The sequence below is a fragment of the Aliiglaciecola sp. genome, from assembly GCF_039982535.1.
Taxonomy (GTDB): domain Bacteria; phylum Pseudomonadota; class Gammaproteobacteria; order Enterobacterales; family Alteromonadaceae; genus Aliiglaciecola.
This window is the reverse complement of record NZ_JBDWYG010000045.1, coordinates 66,764-84,487: the sequence shown is the minus strand read 5'-3', so window position 1 is coordinate 84,487 and position 17,724 is coordinate 66,764. Positions and strand designations below refer to the sequence as shown.

At 41.9% G+C, this 17,724-nt stretch carries 17 protein-coding genes; 11 read left to right on the top strand and 6 right to left on the bottom strand.

What is annotated here, in order from left to right; translation table 11 throughout:
* Nucleotides 1–25: 25 nt before the first annotated feature.
* The 4 genes from ABJV04_RS14405 to ABJV04_RS14390 form a co-directional block, all read right to left on the bottom strand.
* Nucleotides 26–496, bottom strand: a complete 471-nt coding sequence (locus tag ABJV04_RS14405; RefSeq protein ID WP_348492255.1) for a DUF3299 domain-containing protein — start codon at nucleotides 494–496, stop codon at nucleotides 26–28.
* 15 nt (nucleotides 497–511) lie between these two features.
* Entirely contained in the window at nucleotides 512–1,774 is a 1,263-nt protein-coding gene (locus ABJV04_RS14400; protein ID WP_348492254.1) for an MFS transporter, read from the bottom strand.
* A 132-nt stretch (nucleotides 1,775–1,906) separates the two neighbouring features.
* Nucleotides 1,907–2,446: an inorganic diphosphatase gene (ppa, locus tag ABJV04_RS14395; protein WP_348492253.1), complete on the bottom strand. Its 540-nt coding sequence runs from the start codon at nucleotides 2,444–2,446 to the stop codon at nucleotides 1,907–1,909.
* Nucleotides 2,447–2,685: 239 nt separating this feature from the next.
* Nucleotides 2,686–3,660 (bottom strand): class 1 fructose-bisphosphatase, encoded by a 975-nt coding sequence (locus ABJV04_RS14390; RefSeq protein ID WP_348492252.1) that lies wholly within the window; start codon nucleotides 3,658–3,660, stop codon nucleotides 2,686–2,688.
* 200 nt (nucleotides 3,661–3,860) lie between these two features.
* Here ABJV04_RS14390 and mpl point away from each other — a divergent pair, with 200 nt between their 5' ends.
* The 3 genes from mpl to ABJV04_RS14375 are packed head-to-tail and all read left to right on the top strand — an operon-like array spanning nucleotide 3,861 to nucleotide 6,636.
* Nucleotides 3,861–5,216 carry a UDP-N-acetylmuramate:L-alanyl-gamma-D-glutamyl-meso-diaminopimelate ligase gene (gene mpl, locus ABJV04_RS14385; protein WP_348492251.1) on the top strand — a complete coding sequence of 452 codons (1,356 nt, stop codon included), beginning with the start codon at nucleotides 3,861–3,863 and terminating at the stop codon, nucleotides 5,214–5,216.
* Nucleotides 5,206–5,820 (top strand): flavin prenyltransferase UbiX, encoded by a 615-nt coding sequence (locus ABJV04_RS14380; protein WP_348492250.1) that lies wholly within the window; start codon nucleotides 5,206–5,208, stop codon nucleotides 5,818–5,820. The genes mpl and ABJV04_RS14380 overlap by 11 nt, the downstream gene beginning before the upstream one ends.
* Nucleotides 5,821–5,838: 18 nt before the next feature.
* Nucleotides 5,839–6,636: a S1/P1 nuclease gene (locus ABJV04_RS14375; RefSeq protein ID WP_348492249.1), complete on the top strand. Its 798-nt coding sequence runs from the start codon at nucleotides 5,839–5,841 to the stop codon at nucleotides 6,634–6,636.
* Nucleotides 6,637–6,839: 203 nt separating this feature from the next.
* Here ABJV04_RS14375 and rraA read toward each other — a convergent pair whose 3' ends face one another.
* Complete coding sequence (gene rraA, locus ABJV04_RS14370; protein ID WP_348492448.1) at nucleotides 6,840–7,325, bottom strand: ribonuclease E activity regulator RraA; 486 nt, start codon at nucleotides 7,323–7,325, stop codon at nucleotides 6,840–6,842.
* 195 nt (nucleotides 7,326–7,520) lie between these two features.
* On the opposite strand from rraA, the gene ABJV04_RS14365 reads away from it, so the two are divergent.
* From ABJV04_RS14365 to ABJV04_RS14335, 7 genes are all read left to right on the top strand, one after another.
* Entirely contained in the window at nucleotides 7,521–8,033 is a 513-nt protein-coding gene (locus tag ABJV04_RS14365; protein WP_348492248.1) for a phosphatase PAP2 family protein, read from the top strand.
* Between the two features lie 9 nt (nucleotides 8,034–8,042).
* The gene (locus ABJV04_RS14360) at nucleotides 8,043–9,107 is read left to right on the top strand and encodes an MJ1255/VC2487 family glycosyltransferase (protein WP_348492247.1); all 1,065 of its coding nucleotides are present in this window, start codon (nucleotides 8,043–8,045) and stop codon (nucleotides 9,105–9,107) included.
* Between the two features lie 827 nt (nucleotides 9,108–9,934).
* A complete protein-coding gene (lysA, locus tag ABJV04_RS14355; protein ID WP_348492246.1) occupies nucleotides 9,935–11,182 on the top strand; it encodes a diaminopimelate decarboxylase in 1,248 nt (415 codons plus the stop codon).
* 135 nt (nucleotides 11,183–11,317) lie between these two features.
* Complete coding sequence (gene dapF, locus ABJV04_RS14350) at nucleotides 11,318–12,148, top strand: diaminopimelate epimerase (RefSeq protein ID WP_348492245.1); 831 nt, start codon at nucleotides 11,318–11,320, stop codon at nucleotides 12,146–12,148.
* Nucleotides 12,145–12,843: a DUF484 family protein gene (locus ABJV04_RS14345; RefSeq protein WP_348492244.1), complete on the top strand. Its 699-nt coding sequence runs from the start codon at nucleotides 12,145–12,147 to the stop codon at nucleotides 12,841–12,843. The genes dapF and ABJV04_RS14345 overlap by 4 nt, the downstream gene beginning before the upstream one ends.
* A 2-nt stretch (nucleotides 12,844–12,845) precedes the next feature.
* Nucleotides 12,846–13,742 carry a tyrosine recombinase XerC gene (gene xerC / locus ABJV04_RS14340; protein ID WP_348492243.1) on the top strand — a complete coding sequence of 299 codons (897 nt, stop codon included), beginning with the start codon at nucleotides 12,846–12,848 and terminating at the stop codon, nucleotides 13,740–13,742.
* Nucleotides 13,743–13,805: 63 nt separating this feature from the next.
* Nucleotides 13,806–14,528, top strand: a complete 723-nt coding sequence (locus ABJV04_RS14335; RefSeq protein ID WP_348492242.1) for an HAD-IA family hydrolase — start codon at nucleotides 13,806–13,808, stop codon at nucleotides 14,526–14,528.
* Between the two features lie 12 nt (nucleotides 14,529–14,540).
* Here ABJV04_RS14335 and cysE read toward each other — a convergent pair whose 3' ends face one another.
* Nucleotides 14,541–15,323 carry a serine O-acetyltransferase gene (cysE, locus tag ABJV04_RS14330; protein WP_348492241.1) on the bottom strand — a complete coding sequence of 261 codons (783 nt, stop codon included), beginning with the start codon at nucleotides 15,321–15,323 and terminating at the stop codon, nucleotides 14,541–14,543.
* A gap of 216 nt (nucleotides 15,324–15,539) precedes the next feature.
* Here cysE and uvrD point away from each other — a divergent pair, with 216 nt between their 5' ends.
* Nucleotides 15,540–17,708: a DNA helicase II gene (uvrD, locus tag ABJV04_RS14325; RefSeq protein ID WP_348492240.1), complete on the top strand. Its 2,169-nt coding sequence runs from the start codon at nucleotides 15,540–15,542 to the stop codon at nucleotides 17,706–17,708.
* Nucleotides 17,709–17,724 lie beyond the last annotated feature (16 nt).

Below are 17,724 nucleotides of genomic sequence, written 5' to 3'. Positions count from 1 at the left end.
TCAACAAACTAGACTCTAGCGTTGGTTAACCGTCATAGGGCAGCACTTCTTTGCCCTGTAAGGTATATCCTACGGTGGCGATTTCGCCACTCCAACCTTCAGTAGACAAAGTTCCAACCACCCAAACCACATCCGTTAACGCCACTGCAGGTACCCCCTCAGGAATTTTAACGTAAACAATTTGATTGGGCGGTGGAGGTGGAACATGAATACAAGCACCGAAAAATGGAACTAGCAAAAACTCAGTAATTTTGTCTTGATTACCTTCAATAGGTACAACAAAGCCGGGTATTTTAACTTCCTTATCATTGAACTTTGTTACCACAGGCGCGGATAAATTTTGCTGTCCAATAGATAATGCATGATCGATGTCCACTGGCGGCGCAATATAATTTTCAGGCACCAAATCTTCCCAAAACACTTCTGTTGGTTCACCAAACGCAAAGGTTGTGTTAACTAACAAAGCAAACAATAGACTAAGTTTTAGAACACGCATAAATTTAGTTCGTCCTTATAATATGGGCTTAATGGTTGCTGATTCTTCTGATAGAGCAGCACCATTGACATTCTTAGCTGCTTGAAAAGGCTTATTAGCCCAACCCAAAGGGTTCTTTCTTACTTCATTGCCTGCATCCGGAGAGTCTGGAATATTCAATGCCAGTAATAGTGAACACACGGCAAAACTTGCACCAATGAAGAATACTAAAACCGGTGAAGTTAGCCAAACAATACCTAACAAAGCAGGTATCACCACCGCAGCAATATGATTAATGGTAAAACTTACTCCCGCTGTAGAAGCAATATCACGGGGATCAGCAATTTTTTGAAAATAGGTTTTCATGGCGATTGCCATGGCAAAAAATAGATGGTCGAGCACATATAAAACAGCCGCCCATTGTGAACTAGTGACTAAAGCGTAGCTAACAAAAATAACAATTAAACCAATGTATTCCACGGTTAATGCCCGACGTTCGCCTACTTTAGCGATCCAGCGACCAATTTTGCCGGCAAAAAACAAGTTAAATACGTAGTTGATAATAAAAAGTAGGCTAATTTCTCCAACACTATAACCAAACTTTTCGACCATCATAAATGAGGCAAACACCATAAAGATTTGTCGACGGGCACCGCTAAAAAAGGTTAAACAATAATATAACCAATAGCGTTTTCGCAAAAACATATGTTTGTGTTGGATGGAGGGCTGCTTAAACTGCGAGAAGAACCCCCACAAAAATATCACTATGACTAAACCTAACCCACCAGCAAGCATGTACATGGTTTGATAGCTGATGCCCACATAATCCATCAGCAACCAAATACTGCCATAGGCAAATAAAGAGGCGAAACTTTTCACCGCCAATTGTTGGCCCATAAAGTGGGCAGTTTTGTCTTTCCCTAACCATTGCAAGGTCAGTGATTGGTTCATAGTTTCAAAATAATGAAAACCAATGGACATAATCACCGTTGTGCAATATAAACCAATCTCAAATGGAAAGAATCCCGTCATTGCAACACCAACACACATGATTGCGAGGGAGAGCATGGCTAAGGTTTGTTCTTTGATAACCAATAATAGAAAGACCGCGGTAAATGCTAGAAAACCCGGTACCTCTCGCAGGCTTTGCAGCATACCAATTTCAGCACCACTAAATTGAGCTTTTTCCACCACAAAATTATTTAGTAGCGCATTCCAAACCGAAAATACCAAAGGCATCACAAAGGCCATGGCCAGCAACAACAGTTGAGGATTATTTCGAATTGAATTCAGCTTCATGTTTTTTGTCGAGCCATATGAAGAAATAATAAAGAGTGGCAAGTTTACAGGAGTTTGCAGATAAATGCTGGTGTAGAAAAATTAAAAAAAAGGGCTAACGTGACGTTAACCCTTTTCTCAATGCAGGTGAAATTAAGCTTTTTCTTCAGCTTCGTAGCGTTTTACGCTATCAACAATTTCAGCTTTAGCTTCTTCGCAGTTGCCCCAACCTTCGATTTTTACCCATTTATTAGGTTCTAAATCTTTATAGTGGGCAAAGAAATGCTCAACTTGTTGCTTAGTAAGCTCTGGAACCTGATCGATCTCTTTAACATCGCGATAGATAGTAGAAAGCTTATCAATAGGCACAGCTAAAACTTTAGCATCTTCGCCTGACTCGTCGGTCATTTTCAAAACGCCAACAGGTCTACATTTAATGACTGAACCAGCTAACAATGGGAATGGTGTCATTACCAAAACATCAACAGGGTCACCGTCAAGAGAAAGGGTTTGAGGCACATAACCGTAGTTAGTTGGGTAGTGCATACAAGTTGCCATAAAGCGGTCAACAAAAATAGCACCAGTATCTTTATCTACTTCATATTTTACTGGGTCAGCGTGGGCTGGGATTTCGATGATGACATTCACTTCATCTGGCAAGTTTTTACCGGCTGGAACAGCATTTAAGCTCATTGATTGATACCTTTAAGTTGTGATTTAACGTAAATTACCGTAATTATAAAGACTTCCAGCGCAAGATGAAATCACTACCTTGGTCTTATTAAGGTTGTTTTAAAGTATTATGAGGAATTAACCCTCCCATTATGGCGCGTTTGTGCCAAGACGACTTAAAAACTCCAATAAAAAAGGGCGTAAGTTATAAACCTACGCCCTGAGTAAAACAATGTATTGATGCAAATCTAAACGTTAGACTATTTTTTTGCGTAATAGGTAACGCAAGTCTCTACTTCTTCTTTAGATCCCATGATAACCGGAACGCGCTGATGAATTTCTTCTGGCATTACTTCTAAAATTCGTCTGTCGCCTGTTGTAGCAGCACCGCCAGCCTGTTCAATTAGAAATGACATTGGGTTGGCTTCATACAATAAACGCAATTTACCCGCTATTTTAGGGTTACGTTTATCAAACGGATAGGCAAACAGACCGCCGCGAGAAAGGATACGGTGAATGTCGCCGACCATAGCGCCGACCCAGCGCATATTAAAGTTTTTACCTCTAGGACCTTCGTCACCAGCAATAAGATCATTAATATAGTTTTGCATTGGTTCTTCCCAATGACGCTGGTTAGAGCTATTGATCGAAAATTCTTTGGTTTGCTCTGGTACTTCAACATTCGCTTCGGTTAATAAGAAACCACCGTGAGTTTTATCCAGAGTATAAATATGCGTACCTCGTCCAGTACTCATGGCCAACATTGTGGATGGGCCGTAAAGTACATATCCAGCGGCAACAATTTGCGTACCGGGCTGCAAAAATGCAGAAGGGTCATCCGGTTCCATCCATTGTGGTGCGTGGGTAATCGAGAAAATAGTACCAATCAAACTATTGATATCAGTATTTGATGAGCCATCAAGTGGATCGAAACTAACTAAATATTTACCTTCAGGGTGACAACCAACAACGTCATCTTCTTCTTCTGAAGAAATAGCTTTCACATAACCAGATTCTTTCAATATATCTTTTAGAATTTGATTCGAAATAACGTCAAGTTTCTTTTGCGTTTCGCCTTGAACGTTTTCACTTAACAAAGAACCTAGCACGCCTGCTAATGCACCTTGACTAACCCTAAAAGAAATTTCCTTGCAACCTGCTAATAATGTGCGGATTAACAGTATTAGCTCCATTGGAGCGCCGTCTTCTTGTAATTGCGAATTGAGTCGTTTCATTCTTGTGAAAGCCTATTTTTAGATTTTATAAAGGACATGGTTTTGACAGTAATCATTACTAATCATAGAACACATTAATAAAGTGTACCTTTATTAAACACAAAACTCAGCACAAAAAACAATAAGTTAAATGAATATCCATTTGTTGGTATAACAATCTCTGTTAACCTTACGAAAATTTTTTTGAAAAAATCGAAGTTATGCATATTCATATTCTCGGGATTTGCGGCACCTTTATGGGTGGAATAGCCGCCATTGCCAAGTCAATGGGACATCACGTAAGTGGTTCCGATGCCAATGTTTACCCGCCCATGAGCACCCAATTAGAATCTTTAGGTATTCCACTTACCCAAGGGTTTGATCCATCCCAACTTAGTCCAGAACCCGATGTAGTGATTATCGGTAATGCTATGTCGCGGGGAAATCCGTGCGTGGAAGAAGTCCTTAATCGCAACTTAACCTACACCAGTGGCCCCCAGTGGTTATCTGAAAATGTGTTAAAACAAAGGTGGGTAATAGCCGCATCAGGTACCCATGGCAAAACAACTACGGCCAGTATGATAGCTTGGATACTCGAATATGCAGGCTTACAACCAGGGTTTCTGATTGGTGGGGTTCCTGAAAACTTTGGCATTTCAGCGCGCTTGGGAGAGTCTCCGTTTTTTGTTATTGAAGCTGATGAATACGACAGCGCATTTTTTGATAAACGCTCCAAGTTTGTACACTACCATCCCCGCACCCTAGTGCTTAATAACTTAGAGTTTGACCACGCAGATATTTTCGAAGATTTGGCCGCGATTCAAAAACAATTCCATCATTTACTTCGTATTTTACCTGGCAATGGCTTGGCTCTTGCCCCTGCAGCTGATGAAAATATCGCACAGGTTTTAAAACAGGGATGTTGGAGCTCAGTGCAATACTTAGGCACCGATTGGCAGGTAGAAAATCAAACTGATGACGGTGGTGAGTTCGATGTTTTATTAAACAATATCAATATGGGTCGGGTAGACTGGTCGTTGATAGGTCAACACAATGTTCACAATGGTATTATGGCAATCGCAGCTGCCCGTCATGCCGGTGTAAAGCCTGAATTAGCTATTGAAGCTTTGGGGCAGTTTGTAAATGCAAAAAGGCGAATGGAAACCCGTGGGGTAGTAAATAACATCACCGTTTATGATGATTTTGCTCACCACCCTACTGCCATAACAACTACCCTTGAAGGGCTCAGACACAAAGTTAAAGACGCTCGTATTTTTGCGGTGCTAGAACCTCGTTCAGCAACCATGAAAATGGGAGTACATAAAAATACGCTAGCTAAATCTTGGAGCAGTGCCGATCAGGTACTACTGTTTCAACCAGACAATTTAGACTGGTCTTTAGCACAACTCACCGCAGGTTCAGAGGTTCCAGCACAGGTTTATGATAATGTGGACGACATTATTACTGCGTTGTTGCAAAGTGTTGCTCCAGGAGACCATATTTTGGTAATGAGTAACGGTGGATTTAGCGGCATTCATTCACGTTTATTAGAGCAACTGGCCAAACATGAATTTTGATAAAAAAATAACTCTCGCGTTTACAGGCGCTTCCGGCGCACCCTATGGGTTACGCTTACTTGAAACTCTAGTGGCTGCCAATTACCAAGTTTATTTGCTGATATCTTCCGCCGCCAAGGTAGTGTTAGCCACTGAAGAAGACTTAAAAGTCCCTGCAAATCCTAAAACCTGTAGCGAATTTTTTACTCAGCGTTTTGATGGGAAGCCTGAGCAAATAAAAGTATTTGGCAAAGATGAATGGTTCTCTCCCGTAGCCTCAGGCTCGGCGGCACCAAAACAAATGGTGGTTTGCCCATGTTCAACAGGCTCTTTGAGTGCCATCAGCACTGGTAAAAGTGACAACCTCATTGAGCGAGCAGCGGATGTAGTGATAAAAGAACGAGGACAGTTAATTTTGGTTCCTCGAGAGATGCCGTTATCGACTATTCACCTTGAAAACATGCTGAAGTTATCGCAAATGGGTGTGACCATAATGCCGGCGGCACCCGGTTTTTACCATCAACCTAAGCGTATCGAAGACTTAGTTGACTTTGTGGTGGCGAGAATTCTCGACCATTTAGATATTGATCAAAAATTGATGCCTCGCTGGGGCTATCATAAATAATTGAAGAGTAAAAAGACCATGTTCCCTAAACCTAGTGTTTTAAAATTTTCACAACTTGCCATTGCTGCACTTTGTTTGTTACAAACCTCTCAAGCATTGGCTTGGGGACAAACAGGGCATCGCATTACAGCAAATATAGCGGAACAGTATTTAAGCGCAGATGCAAAAGCGAAAATCGACGCTTTATACCCGACTCAATCATTGGCGGAGATCTCTACTCTGGCTGATGAAATGCGCTCTGACCCTTCAGAATTTTGGCAAAAAACCTCTTCCCCTTGGCATTACGTTACGGTGGAAGAAGGCAGTGACTACCATTCATCTGAGCACGCTCCTTCCCATGGAGATGCCTATACTGCGTTGGTGTCTTTTGCTGCCACCTTAAAAAACCCACAGGCAACTTTGCAAGACAGACAGTTAGCGCTACATTTTATCGTCCACATTATTGGCGACTTGCATCAACCTTTGCACGCCGGTGATGGAACGGATCGCGGTGGAAACGATGTTAAAGTAGAATTTTTTTGGCAAGACTCGAACCTGCACCGAGTCTGGGATAGCGGCATGATCGACAAACAACAGTTATCTTATACAGAATGGACAGAATGGCTAAGTCGCAAAATTACCCCTGAAATGGCAAAACAATGGCAGAGCACCGATCCGAAAGTATGGATTAAGGAAAGTATCCAGTTACGCGAAAAAGTGTATCCAAAAGAAAGCAAACTTAGCTGGCAATATCAACACCAACACCTACCAGAGGTTAAACAACGATTGCAGATGGCTGGCGTGCGAATTGCGGCTTATTTGAATTCAATTTTATAAATAACCAATCTCGGATTGTCTTACCCTAAGACAGGCAAAGTGGGGTTGTGTAGAGGCTATTAATTAGCAGGAAAGTACAAAAATGCGGAACATACAAGGCTGTCTTTCATTAACCCCACAGCCTTTTATGCTTTGCTTAACCTTAAATCAAATTGCTAGTTCTTAGTTCTTGAGCAAAAACTGAGAAAACCCAGAACAAAAGCTTATTCAATATCCAAAGGTTCTGGCGATAAGATGATACCAGTGCTATCGGCATATAAATGATCTTCAGGCAAAAATGTCACACCAGCGAAATTCACCGCAACATCAACCTCGCCTATTTGTTCAAATGCTGCATTAACTGGAATAGATGCTACCCCATGAATACCAATATCAAGCTCTTCAAGTTGATCGACTTCACGCACGCTGCCATAACAAACAATGCCTTCCCAATCATTTTCAATGGCAATTTGCGCACTGTTCACATCAATTAATGCGCGACGAGTAGAACCGCCCCCATCAATGAGTAACACTTTGCCTTTGCCAGGTTGCGACAAGACTTTATCAATCAGGCCTTTGTCTTCGTGGCATTTAACAGTTGTGATCTCTCCACCATAAGAAAGTCTACCACCATAATTCACAAAAATAGGGTCGACAACATCTACGCTATCGGCAAACAAATCACACAGTTCAGAGGTGTTGTATTCCATCAGAAAATCCAACTTCAGCATTAAAGCTCTAGGTTAATTGTTAGCAGCGAGTTTGTAAAACCTTAGATCAGTTTTCTTCACTGTCATAAATATGACTTATATTTGTCACAAAGGTTTCGTTTTTTTGTCAACTAGGGTTCATACACAATGGTTACTTTTATTCTCAATGAGTACACAATCTAAGAGTACCTAGAGATGAATGCATTTGGCAGAGCAGATACACACATATTCCGTTGGATTTTCGGTGTAACCGCAGGTCGCGATTGCCGGATCATTAAGTACATATCAAAAAGCGGTGATGGCCATGTTTATTTGCTGTTAGGCGTGCTTTTATGTGCGTTTGACCCTAAAGATGGAGCCATTTTCCTTTACACATCTTTGTTGGCATATGCCTTAGAATTACCCATATATGTGGTTTTGAAAAAATTGTTCAAACGCCAACGGCCGTGCGACTTAATCTATAATTTTCGTTCTCACATTACCCCTTCCGACAAATTTAGTTTACCTTCAGGGCATACTGCTGCCGCCTTTTTAATGGCATCCTTGTTGGCCCACTTCTACCCCAGCGTAGCGATATTAGTGTATATCTGGGCAAGCTTAATTGGACTTTCCAGAGTAATGCTCGGTGTCCATTATCCAAGTGACATTGTTGCTGGTGCTTTTTTAGGTATCATTATTTCAATGTTGAGTCTTTCTATCCTTGTGTAAGTAGTATTAATGAAAATATTGTATGGCGTGCAAGGCACCGGTAATGGCCACATTGCGCGGGCACGAATCATGGCGAAAGCATTTGCAAAACGCGATGATATTGAAGTTGATTTTATATTCAGTGGACGGGATCCCTCCCGCTACTTCGACATGGAAGTGTTTGGAAATTATCGCACGGTATCTGGGCTAACCTTCATCACCGAAAATGGCCAAGTAAACCGTTGGAAAACCCTCCGCCAAGCCAACGTCAGACAGTTTATAAAGGATGTTAAACAGTTAAATGTGGCGAAATATCATGTGTTGCTCAACGACTTCGAACCAGTAACGGCTTGGGCCGCAAAAATGAACGACTTATCATCCATATCCATAAGTCACCAAGCCGCATTTAAACACAAAGTCCCAAAACAAGGGGAAACTTGGGCAGATAGAATGTTAATGCGCATCTTCGCCCCCTGTGACGTTAATTTAGGGGTGCATTGGTACCATTTTGGTTTCCCAATCATGCCGCCATTTATTGAAGAGCCATACAGCAAGGCAACTACAGGGGATCATGTGCTGGTGTACTTGCCATTTGAAAATGAGACAGCCATCAAATCATTGTTAAAAAATTTCCCCAACGAAAAGTTTATTTGTTACCACCCCGAGATAGATGAACCTTTCAGCAATGAAAACAGCCAGTGGCGTCCATTGTCTAAGCAAACCTTCCAACAAGCATTGTTTGACTGTGCCGGCGTCATTGCCAATGGCGGCTTCGAACTTTCCAGCGAATGTTTACAACTGGGCAAAAAAATCTTAGTGAAGCCCTTAAAAAACCAGTATGAACAAAGCTCAAACCGCATCACACTAGAACGCATGAACCGTTGTGAAAGCATGGATACGTTAGACCCGCAGGTAGTATCTAAATGGTTAAGTAAAGACTCCCCCGAGCCAATTCGCTACCCCGACTCCCCCGATATCCTTATTGACTGGTTAATGGAAGGCGATTACATGGATACAAAAGTACTATGTAAACAGCTATGGGAAACCACACACTTCCCAGAGTCAGTGCGTTTAGCCTTGACACACAATGGCTAGCTAGAAAATAGTCAAATCATACAAATCGACACGACAAGGTGGGCCGGCCATTAAAGGTGGGCGTAAAGGTGGGTGTCCTAAACTGGGTATAAAGGTGGGTGTCCTAAACTACCCTTTTTAGATGGCTGTCTCGAAATTACCTTTTGATGCCTGTCCTAAACTGTCCTTCTAAACTGCACTTTTTAGATGGCTGTCTCGAAATCACCTTTGATGCCTGTCCTAAACTACCCTTTTTAGGTGGCTGTCTCAAAATCACTTTTTGATGCCTGTCCTAAACTGTACCCTTTTTAGGTGGGTTTCTCGAAGTTACCTTTTAATGCCTGTCCTAAACTGTACCCTTTTTAGATGGCTGTCTCGAAATCACCTCTCGAAATTACCTTTGATGCCTGTCCTAAACTCCCCTTTTTAGATGGCTGTCTCAAAATCACCATTTTATGCCTGTCCTAAACTACCCTTTTTATATGGCTGTTTCGAAATCACCATTTGGTGAGTGTCCTAAACTGTACTGTCCTAAACTGTACTTTTTAGGTGGCTGTCTTTGAATCACATTAGAATCAACCTAATTAGCAGTTTATTGTATGTCTTATCTCAAATCAGGTAGTGGCAATGCTTGTTTTTTTTGCTTTTGATGGGATGATATAGGCTTTCGTAATTGTTAGGTGATATCAGTGTTCAAAAATCTGTGTTTTGCGATTCGCACGCTTTCCTTATTGGCGGTCATTTTTATCATTACAGGTTGTGGAGTTAAGGGGGATTTAATTCATCCTTCCGAGCAAAACTCGCCGGCCACAGATCAAAATATAGATGACTCAGAGGAGCAGTCGTAGTTGGATTACTTTCAGTATCAAGATTCTACCCTACACGCCGAAGATGTCCCCGTTCAACAGATTGCTGAACAGTTTGGGACACCTTGTTATGTTTATTCCAGAGCAACCATTGAGCGTCATTGGCATGCATTTGACCAGGCAGCGGGTAAACATGCTCACCTAATTTGTTACGCCGTAAAAGCGAATTCTAATTTAGGTGTGTTGTCGGTAATGGCCAAACTAGGTTCTGGATTTGATATCGTTTCAGGCGGTGAATTATCGCGAGTAATTGAAGCCGGTGGCGACCCAACTAAAGTGGTGTTTTCTGGGGTTGGTAAAACTGAACAAGAAATTGAATTTGCACTGTCTAAAAATATTTTATGTTTCAACGTAGAATCTGAACCCGAATTAGAGCGAATCAACAAGGTAGCCTCTAAACTAAATGTGGTTGCACCAATTTCAATTCGTGTAAATCCTGATGTTGATGCCAAAACTCACCCCTATATTTCAACCGGGCTCAAAGCCAATAAATTTGGTATTCCAAGAGAAAATGCGGTTGCTACCTATAAACTAGCCGCAAGTTACGAGCATCTCGAAGTTAAAGGTATGGATTGTCATATTGGTTCTCAACTTACTGATATAGATCCTTTTGTAGACGCCCTTGATAGAATGTTGTTACTAATTGACGAGTTGGCTGAATTAGGTATTACCATCAGCCACCTTGATGTAGGTGGTGGACTAGGTGTGGAATATAAAGACGAAACCCCGCCCCACCCCGATGCTTATGTAGAAGCACTGATGACCCGCATGGAGCAGCGTCCCGAGCTAAAACTAATCTTTGAACCCGGCCGAGCTATAATGGCAAACGCTGGTATCTTGATTACCAAAGTAGAGTTCATCAAAAAAGGTGAAGAGAAAAATTTTGCCATAGTCGACGCGGCAATGAATGATTTAATCCGTCCAGCCCTATACTCTGCTTGGCAAAATATCATTCCCGCTGAACTGTCTACAGGAAAGCCTAAAGCCACCTATGACATCGTCGGTCCCATATGTGAAACCGGTGACTTTATTGGTAAAGACCGCGAACTAGAAATTGTTCCAAATGACCTATTGGTTGTGCGCAGTGCAGGTGCCTATGGATTTGTCATGGCGTCAAATTACAATAGCCGTTGTCGTCCTGCGGAAATAATTGTAGATAAAAGCAGTTTGCACTTAGTTCGTGAGCGGGAAGTGTTATCTGATCTATGGAAAGGCGAAAAAGTTATTTAATTGCTAGTTCATATAAGTAAATTACGGTAATTTTCATTGTTTTTTAATGGGTGTCGCAAATTGACTGCAAAATAGCTATTTTGGTCACCGCATATGTAGGTTAATATAACCGTAACAAAACTTTTAGTAGTAACAATGCAAATTCAATTTTCTAAAATGCATGGGCTAGGCAATGACTTTGTCGTGATTGACAACGTCACCCAAAATGTATTTTTTTCGAAAGATAAAATTCAGCAATTGGCTGATAGAAACTTTGGAATCGGCTTCGACCAACTGTTGTTGGTTGAACCCCCTTATGATCCTGAACAAGACTTCCACTATCGCATTTTTAATGCTGATGGTTCAGAAGTAGCTCAGTGTGGGAACGGCGCAAGATGTTTTGCAAAGTTTGTCAAAATCAAAGGGTTAACTAACCGCAACAAAGTGGTAGTCAGTACAAAATCTGGCAAGATAGTGCTGTATCTTGAAAAAGACGGCCAGGTGACTGTTAATATGGGGCGGCCCATTTTTGAGCCCGCAAAAATCCCATTAAAAGCTAATAAAGAAGAAAAAATTTATTTGATTCGAGCACAAGAAAAAACCTTTATGGTTGGCTCTGTGTCTATGGGGAACCCTCATTGCGTGCTTGAAGTTGATGATGTGCAAACGGCAGACGTGGAAAATATCGGTCCACTACTTGAATCACACGATAGGTTTCCTGAAAATGTAAACGTCGGATTCATGCAAATCATTAATGAAAACCATATAAAACTGCGTGTGCACGAACGTGGAGCAGGAGAAACATTAGCCTGTGGTACTGGCGCTTGTGCAGCAGTGGCAATTGGTCAAATTCAAGGTAAACTAAGCAAAGATGTACGAGTTGATCTACCTGGTGGTACATTGAAAATACGTTGGCAAGGTAAAGACAACGTATTGAAAATGACTGGCCCTGCAGAACATATTTTTGATGGAACCCTGATAGTATGAGTGATACAGCACAACAACAAGTAGATAGGGCAATGCTGACTAATTATGAAAAAGCATCAGAGGCCATTAACGAAAAAGATGTTAAACACTACTTGTTAGAAAATCCTGACTTTTTTGTAGAGAATCCGCAACTGGCTGAAAAACTGGTTATTTCTCATCAACAAAAAGGCAGTATTTCTCTAGTTGAGCTGCAATCAGAGCAATTACGTAAGAAAAACAGAGAGTTATCACACAAGCTCAATCAACTCATTTCGATAGCAAAACAAAACGAAGAAATTTACCGAATTTACGCAGATCTAAATCTCCAGTTGTTAAGTTGTCGCTTTTTCAGCGAAGTGCAAGATGTACTTGAAGATGTGATGTGTCAAAAACTGCGTTTATCTGCAGTAACCTTAAAGTCTTTTAGTGGTGCCCATGCGCTGCCCGAAATTCAACGTAAATTGTTTATTGAAAAACGCTTTAAACAAGATTGCTTTTTCTTTGGACGTCTAAGTCAACATGAAAAACAACTTCTATTTAAAGAAGGCAATGTTGAATCTGTCGCCCTAATGTTATTAGGAGAAAAAGGTGAATTAGGAATATTGGCTATTGGAAGCAAAGATGCCAGTCATTTCAATCCAGAGATGGACACCCTGCTCATAACCCAGTTGCAACAGTTCTTAAATGTACTCTTGCCAAATCTGGCTGGATATTAACCATGGATAATCCAGCCTTAGACCACTGGCTGGAAAAATTTTTTTCGTTTTTAAAATACGAAAGAAACCTTTCTGCAAAAACCCTAGATAACTACCAACGCCAACTCCGCGTGATTACTGAGCAGTTAGATGTTGCAAACTGGTCTGAATTAACAACCCATCATATTAAGTCGATTTTGAGCCAAGCTAGACGCAAAAACCTAGCCCCCCGCTCTATCGCATTGCGGTTATCGGCTATGCGTACTTTTTGTCAGTTTCTGGTAGCCGAAGACGTACTCAAAACTAACCCAGCTAAAGCCGTGCAAACTCCTAAACTGGGTCGGCCGCTACCTAAACATCTAAATGTTGATCAGGTAGGTCAGTTACTGGAAATAGACCCCGAATCTGTGCTGGCGATACGCGACCGCACTATGATGGAGTTGACCTATGGCTGTGGTCTACGTTTGGCTGAGTTATCTGGCTTAAACATGCAAGATATAGTCACTAAAGGACAAATTAGAGTGCTCGGTAAAGGCCGCAAAGAACGCGTCATTCCAGTTGGTAAGACAGCCACCACTTGGTTGAATAAATGGTTGAAGGTTCGTAGTCAAATGACCCCACCAGCAGAAGAACAAGCTCTGTTTGTAAGTATGCATAAACGCCGTATAAGTCATCGCCAAATCGCCAAGCGAATGGACTTATGGGCCCACAAACAACATGTCGACCAAAAAGTAAATCCGCATAAATTGCGCCACTCTTACGCCACCCATATGCTAGAATCCAGTGGTGATTTGCGCGCCGTACAAGAACTTCTAGGGCATGCGAATTTGTCGACCACACAAGTGTATACACATTTGGATTTCCAGCACTTAGCTAAGGTTTACGACAATACGCATCCTAGGTCTCGCAAAAACAAATAATCACCATATGTTAAATATTAACCAATCAAAACTACAAAAAGGTTGAATAATAGGTATTACTGAATGAAATTTTATCGGAATTTTTCCCCAATAAAAGCCATTAGTTTCGACTTAGATGATACGTTGTACGACAACTATCCTTTTATTATGGAAGCGGAAAAACAACTGCTTAATTATTTGTCTTCAAGCTATCCAAAAACATCAGAATTTTCCTATCAAGATTGGCAGCAATTCAAACAACAACATTTGCAAAATCAGCCTCAACTGGCTTCAGATATGGGAGCGCTACGTAAACATACGTTACAAACTGGTTTACAAAAAGCCGGTTACCAAGAGCAACACCTTAGCTCAGCGGTGGATGACTGTTTTGAGTTTTTTTATCATCATCGTAGTAACTTTGAAGTACACCAAGAAATACGTACTTTGTTGGCCCAATTAGCCAACAAACTGCCATTAGTTGCTATCACCAACGGCAATGTCAATTTACAACAAATCGGAATTGGCGAATATTTCAGCCATTGTTTTAAAGCCAATTTAGAACGTCCAATGAAACCCCATGATGCTATGTTTACGCTGGCTAGCAGCACTTTAAATGTGGCCCCTAAAGAAGTGTTACACGTGGGTGATAATTTAGAAAAAGATGTAATGGGGGCTATTAACGCGGGTATGCAAAGCGCTTGGTATGCCTACGATCGGAAAATGCACCTTCCCCAAGAAAAAACCACAGTGCTTCCCCACGTGCAATTAGATGATTTAGCGGAGCTAAATTTACTGATCGAAGATTAACCTAATAGACAGTTAATCTTCGTAGATATTTTGATTCATAGTTTCACAAGGGTTAGGACAACAAGGCACGCCAACAATTTTCGCTGGTACACCAGCCACAGTTACATGCTCAGGTACGTTTTTAAGAACCACACTACCAGCTCCCACTTTAGCGCCAGCACCAATCTCAATATTGCCTAAGATTTTAGCCCCAGCTCCCACCATAACCCCTTGACGGACTTTTGGGTGACGATCCCCTGACTCGTTTCCTGTTCCCCCTAAGGTCACAGATTGCAAGATTGAAACATGATCTTCCACTACCGCGGTTTCACCGATGACGATTCCGGTTGCATGGTCAAACATCACGCCCTTACCAATCACCGCTGCAGGGTGAATATCCACTCCAAATACTTCGGAGTTTCGACTTTGCACAAACAGTGCAAGTTGCTTGCGGTTTTGAGCCCATAAATAATGGGACAGACGATAGCCCTGAATTGCTTGGAAGCCTTTGAAATACAATAAGACTGTCAGAATTTTATCTACGGCAGGGTCACGAGTTAACACAGCTTCAATATCTTCGATGGCTGACTCGACGATCTCAGGTTTTAACAAATAAGCTTGATCAAGTACTTCGCGAATGGCTAAGGCCGGCATCACTTCATCTTGAATTTTGTTGGACAGAATAAAACTCAAAGAGGTCTCGAAGTTGTGATGAGCAAGAATACAAGCATGCACATAACTGGCTAACAGCGGTTCGCTTTCCACTAACTCTTCAGCTTCAGATTTCAACCTCTTCCAGAAATTGTCGATTGGCATCTCGTTCTCCTCAATTGCTTTGCCCCATAGCGATAGGCAAGTCACTTTACTCTTGAATAAATATTAAGAACGGATGTGCGGGCAAAAACGTTCATTTACAAGATCAGTTTCCATAAAGCGGGTTAAAAATAACAAAACCAGCCCTTTGGATGTATAAAAACACAGTATAGCTGATATACTTCGATTATTAATCAATAAATCAAAAATAAGCTTGTTATGGATGTATCTCGACTGTTAGACCAACTTAATGACAAACAACGGGAAGTAGTAGCTGCCCCTCCTTCTGACATGTTGGTCCTTGCTGGTGCCGGAAGTGGCAAAACTCGAGTACTAGTGCATCGTATCGCATGGCTAATGGAAGTTGAACAACTCGCGCCTTTTAGCATTCTGGCTGTGACCTTTACTAATAAAGCCGCCAGAGAAATGCGTGGTCGGGTAGAACGGCTAATGGGGTCTGGATTGCACACCATGTGGATTGGAACATTCCACGGCCTCGCCCATCGTTTACTCCGAACTCATTTCAAAGAAGCTCGTTTACCTGAAAACTTTCAAATATTGGACTCGGATGATCAATATCGCTTGGTTCGTCGAGTGATTAAGTCTCTGAATTTAGATGAAAAGAATTGGCAACCTAAATCGATTCAATGGTACATCAACGGCAATAAAGACGAAGGATTACGACCAGAGCATATCGACACTCAAGGTGATCCCACCAAACAAACCATGAAAGATATTTACCAAGCTTATCAACAAACCTGTGATCGCTCAGGCTTGGTGGATTTTGCCGAACTGTTATTACGTGCCCACGAATTGTGGCTAAATAACCCCGATGTGTTGAGACACTATCAAAAACGTTTCCGCACGATTTTGGTGGACGAATTTCAAGATACCAACAACATTCAGTACGCGTGGTTGCGGATCTTAAGTTGTGCAGATAACAACATGATGATTGTAGGCGATGATGATCAATCCATATACGGTTGGCGTGGCGCGAATGTGGAAAATATTCAGCACTTTTTACGTGATTTCCCCTCAGCGAAAACTATCAGACTGGAGCAAAACTACCGTTCAACAGGCAATATTCTTAAAGCCGCCAATGCCGTTATCGACAACAACCAAGGGCGTCTTGGTAAAGATCTGTGGACTGAAGATGCCGAAGGTGAAGCAATTTCGATGTATGCCGGCTTCAATGAATTAGACGAAGCTCGCTTTATCGTGGCCCGCATTAAAGAGTGGAGCGACAAAGGTGATGCGTTAGCGGATTGTGCCATTTTGTATCGCAACAATGCGCAATCACGGGTATTGGAAGAAGCGTTGTTGCAAGAATCTGTGGCCTATAGAATTTACGGCGGACTACGCTTCTTCGAAAGACAAGAAATCAAAGATGCATTAGCGTATTTACGGTTGATCAACCAACCCATAGATGATGCCGCCTATGAGCGGGTTGTGAACACCCCTACTCGCGGCATTGGTGATAAAACCCTGAGCTTAGTTCGAGAAACCGCTAGAAACGAAGAGTTGTCTATGTGGCAAGCAACCAACGACATGCTTCGTGAAAAACGCTTTTCGGGCAGAGCGGCAACAGCGTTGCAACGCTTCGTTGAACTAATATTGAAGTTGCAAGTTGAAGTGCAAGAGTTCGAGTTAGACCAACAAGCTGATCACGTAATCAAAAACTCAGGTTTATTTGCCATGTATCAAGCCGAAAAAGGCGAAAAGGCCCAGGCTCGTATAGAAAACCTTGAGGAACTTGTAACCGCTTGCAAACAATTCGAAGCTCCAGAAGAAGCGGAAAATATGACACCCCTATCGGCATTTCTCGCCCATGCTTCATTAGAAGCGGGTGAATCTCAAGCCGACGCTCACCAAGACGCAGTGCAAATGATGACCATCCATTCGGCTAAAGGCCTGGAGTTCCCATTGGTATTTTTAGCCGGTGTTGAAGAAGGCATGTTCCCTAGCCAAATGAGTCATGAAGAACCTGGCCGCTTGGAAGAAGAACGCAGACTTTGTTACGTGGGCATGACTAGAGCAATGCAAAAGTTATACATGACCTATGCTGAATCTCGACGATTATATGGGCAAGACAAATACCATACCCCCTCTCGTTTTATCAAAGAAATTCCCAGTGAATGCATTGAAGAAGTGCGCCTGCGAACCACGGTGAGTCGACCAGTTCAAAACCGTTTTCAACCGGCAACATCCCACATGGCGTTCGAATCCACTGGATTTCAATTGGGACAGCGGGTTAAGCACAGTAAATTTCAAGAAGGCACAGTGCTAAATTACGAGGGAAGCGGTGAACATGCACGAGTTGAAGTGAATTTTGACAATATAGGGACAAAGTGGCTAATGTTGGCGTATGCTAAATTAGAAAAAATATAAACCTAGCTGAATTGCC